Below are 3,649 nucleotides of genomic sequence, written 5' to 3' on the forward strand. Positions count from 1 at the left end.
AACCCCCCTCCCCCCCCCCCCCCCTCTCCCCCCCCCCCCCCGGGGGTGTCCCCCCCCCCCCCCCCACCCGTCCCACCCCCCGCTTCCGGGGGGGCCCCCACGGCTCAGGAAGAACTCAGCCGGCTTCGGCGCGCGGGCCGAAGGAGTAGCCCTGGCCGCCGCTCGTCGAACCGGACGACTGCCCGGAGCCCGACGACGCCGACGCGGGGGCCGCGGAACCGCGGTCGTCGAGCTCGCGCAGCTGGGACTCGAGGAACCCGCGCAGCCTCGTGCGGTACTCCCGCTCGATCGTGCGCAGCTCTTCGATCTTCTTGCCCAGCCCGCTCTTCTCGGAGTTCAGGCTGTTCATCGTCTCGGTGTACTTCCGCTGCGACTCGCGCTCCAGCGTGGTCGCCTTGTCACGCGCCTGACGCTCGAGCGTCTCCGCACGGGTCCGCGCGTCGTTCAGCATCGTGTCGACGCGGGTGCGGGCCTCGTTCACCATCGAGTCGGACTTCGCCCGGGCGTCCGAGAGCAGCTGCTCGGACTTGGTGCGGGCCTCGGCCAGCATCCCGTCGGACTCGGTCTTCGCCTCGGCGGTCAGCCGGTCGGCCATCTCCTGGGCCAGGCCCAGGACCTTGGCGGCCTGCACGTTCGGCTCGGTGCTGTCGCCGACCATCGAGTGCGCCTGCGTCTGCTCCATGGCGGACTGCGGCGGCGGCACCGGCGCCAGGCGCCGCGACGGCTCTTCGCGCATCGGGGGCGCGCCGACGTTCGCCTTGGCGTTCTCCAGCTCGCTGCGGGTCGACTCGAGTTCCGCGTCGAGCTGTTCCATCTGCTGGCGCAGCTCGTTGTTGTCCTCGATCAACCGGGCCAGCTCGGTCTCCACCAGGTCGAGGAACGCGTCCACCTCGTCCTCGTTGTAGCCCCTCTTGCCGATGGGCGGCTTGCTGAACGCGACGTTATGCACGTCAGCGGGGGTCAACGACATCAGATCACCTCACGCACTCCATGGCCTGCAGGGTCCACCCAAGTCTCCCCGATCAACTTGGAGTCGCCAGTTGCATCGCGAAGAACACAACCAACAGCAGCACCATAATCGACAAGTCCAGTCCGACGCCGCCGATCCGGACCATCGGAATGATCCTTCTGAACAAGCGGACCGGCGGGTCCGTCACTGTGTAGATGGTCTCGAGCGTGACCGCAACCCCTCCGGCCGGATGCCACTCACGCGCGAAGGTCCGGACGAGTTCGACCACGATCCGCGCCGTCAGCAGCAGCCAGAAGGCGAACAGCACGTACCAGACGACCAGCCACACAGCTTCCACATGCCTACTCTAACCGGGCGTCCTCTCCGAAGACGCAGTTGAGGGGGCCGACCCCGGATCGGGTCGGCAAAGTCACGTCTGCTTGCGCTCAGCGGTACGGGCGACTTCAGCCCCGCAAAAACAATCCGCCCTCGGCAATCCGCCGACGGTCTTCCGCCGTGACGTCCACATCGGGCGGTGAGAGAAGGAACACCTTGTTGGTGACCTTGTCCATCGACCCCCTGAGCGCGAACGCCAGCCCGGCGGCGAAGTCGACGAGCCGCTTCGCGTCCGCGTTCTCCATCTCGGTGAGGTTCATGATCACCGGGATGCCCTCGCGGTAGTGCTCCCCGATCGCCCGCGCCTCCGCGTAGCTGGTCGGGTGCAGCGTGGTGATGCGGCTCAACGGGTCACGCACCGGCTGGCGCACGACCGGCTCGACGACCGGGCGCAGGCGCGCCACCGGCTCGGGCTGCCGGTCGACGGCCAGCGCACCGTGAACGGCCGGCTCGGAGCTGACCACGGAGCGTGACCGGCTGCGGCTGACGGGCTCGTCGTACGTGTCGTCGACGTCGCGGTACCGTGAACGCGACGACCGCGGCGCCGGCTCCTCGTAGGAGTCGTAGTCGTCGTCGTAACCGCGTCGGTAGTCGTCTTCGACGTCGTAGCCGTCGTCGTCAGCGGGCACCATCCCGAAGTAGGCCTTCAGCTTCTGCAGCGCGCTCATGCCTCTCCCTAGCCCTAGCCGCTCCCGCACTGACTTTCGATCTCCACGCCGTCAGTGCCCCGCGCGGGCGGACACGAAACGTGACGACCGCGCGAGCTCCCTACGGCGAGGCTAAACCGCGTCCACCGAGCAACGCGGTTCCGACACGCACACAGGTCGAGCCGTGCGTGATCGCCTGCTCGAGATCATGGCTCATCCCGGCGGAGACGTCTGCGGCATTCGGGTGATCTTTTCGGAGGGCCTCCCCCGCGCGAGCGAGCCGTTCGAAGGCCGCGGCCGGGTCCACCCCCAGCGGCGCGACGGCCATCAGCCCGCGAAGCCGCAGCTCCCCGGACTGCGCGATCCGGTCGGCGAGCGCGCCGAGCTCGGGAAGCGGGCAACCGCCGCGGCCGGGATCGTCGTCGAGGCTGGCCTGGATCAGCACGTCGAGGGGTTCGTCACGTATCTGGGCGGTTTGAACCGCACGCACCGCCTTGGCCAGCGCGTCGGCGAGCCGCGCGGAATCGACGGACTGCACCTCGTGGGCCCACCCGACCACCGATCGCGCCTTGTTCCGCTGCAGCCGGCCGACCATGTGCCACCGCAGCCCGGGGACTTCGGCGGCTTTCGGGCCGGCCTCCTGGTCCCGGTTTTCGCCGACGTCCGTGACGCCGAGCTCGGCCAGCAGCGCGACGTCGGACGCGGGGAAGGTCTTCGTGATCGCGAGCAGCTTGACCTCGTCCCGGGCGCGCCCGGCGGCCCGGCACGCGGCGGCGATCCGCGCTTCGACCTCGGCGAGGTTCTCGGCCAGTTCGGCCTTGCGGTCGGTCATGCCTCGATCCAGGTGATGCCGGCGATCCGCCCGGTGGTCCCGTCGCGGCGGTAGCTGAACAGCGTCTTGTCCTCGTTCGTGCACCGCGGGTCGACGCCGATCTTGCCGACGCCGAGGTCGGCGAGCTGGCGCCAGAGCCCGGCGCGCAGGTCGAGCCCGGGTGTCCCGGTGCGGGTCTTGCACGCGCTGCCGGGGACGTGTTTCTCGACGTCGGCGGCCATTTCCGCGGGGACTTCGTAGCAGTCGCCGCAGATGGCCGGGCCGAGCAGGGCTTCGATCCGGTGCGGCTCGGCGCCCACCTCCTGCATGGCCTTGACCGCGGCCGGGACCACGCCGACCCGGGTGCCCACGCGACCCGCGTGCACCGCCGAGACCACCCCGGCCTCGGCGTCGGCCAGCAGGACCGGGACGCAGTCGGCGACCAGCACCACGAGCGCGACGCCCGGGGTCGCCGTCACCAGGGCGTCGGTCGCTTCGGCCGCGCTGGTCTCGGAGCCGTCGACGACGGTCGCCGTGCGGCCGTGGACCTGCTCCATCCAGGCCAGCTTGTCTTCGGCCAAGCCGAGCTCGCTCGCCAGGCGCTTGCGGTTGGCGTAGACGTTGCCTTCGTCGTCGCCGACGTGGTCGCCCAGGTTGAAGGTGTCGTAGGGCGGCCGTGACGCGCCGCCCGCCCTGGTCGTCACCACTCGCCGAACCCGCACGAATCCTCCTGACGTCAATGAAGGCCCGGCCCCGAGCGCCCCAATGTGGCGTTGGTTGCGTCCACCGCACCCAATGTGGCGTTCGGTGGGGGGAAAGCACCCAACGCCACAATGGGGGGCGGGC

At 70.2% G+C, this 3,649-nt stretch carries 5 protein-coding genes; all 5 read right to left on the bottom strand.

The features are described 5' to 3' along the window. Positions 1-115: 115 nt before the first annotated feature. The 5 genes from wag31 to pgeF all read right to left on the bottom strand — a co-directional run bounded on the left by wag31 (position 116) and on the right by pgeF (position 3,525). Positions 116-970, bottom strand: a complete 855-nt coding sequence (wag31, locus tag ACWEF6_RS42815) for a DivIVA-like cell division protein Wag31 (RefSeq protein WP_310977409.1) — start codon at positions 968-970, stop codon at positions 116-118. A gap of 52 nt (positions 971-1,022) precedes the next feature. Further along, positions 1,023-1,298, bottom strand: a complete 276-nt coding sequence (locus tag ACWEF6_RS42820; RefSeq protein ID WP_013224824.1) for a YggT family protein — start codon at positions 1,296-1,298, stop codon at positions 1,023-1,025. Positions 1,299-1,413: 115 nt separating this feature from the next. After that, on the bottom strand, positions 1,414-2,013 hold the full coding sequence (locus tag ACWEF6_RS42825) for a cell division protein SepF (RefSeq protein WP_310977410.1): 600 nt from the start codon (positions 2,011-2,013) through the stop codon (positions 1,414-1,416). A gap of 100 nt (positions 2,014-2,113) precedes the next feature. Further along, a complete protein-coding gene (locus tag ACWEF6_RS42830; RefSeq protein ID WP_449688183.1) occupies positions 2,114-2,824 on the bottom strand; it encodes a YggS family pyridoxal phosphate-dependent enzyme in 711 nt (236 codons plus the stop codon). After that, positions 2,821-3,525, bottom strand: coding sequence for a peptidoglycan editing factor PgeF (pgeF, locus tag ACWEF6_RS42835; protein ID WP_449688184.1), 705 nt, complete (start codon positions 3,523-3,525; stop codon positions 2,821-2,823). The genes ACWEF6_RS42830 and pgeF overlap by 4 nt, the downstream gene beginning before the upstream one ends. Positions 3,526-3,649: the final 124 nt, after the last annotated feature.

This window comes from Amycolatopsis sp. NPDC004772 (genome assembly GCF_053601215.1).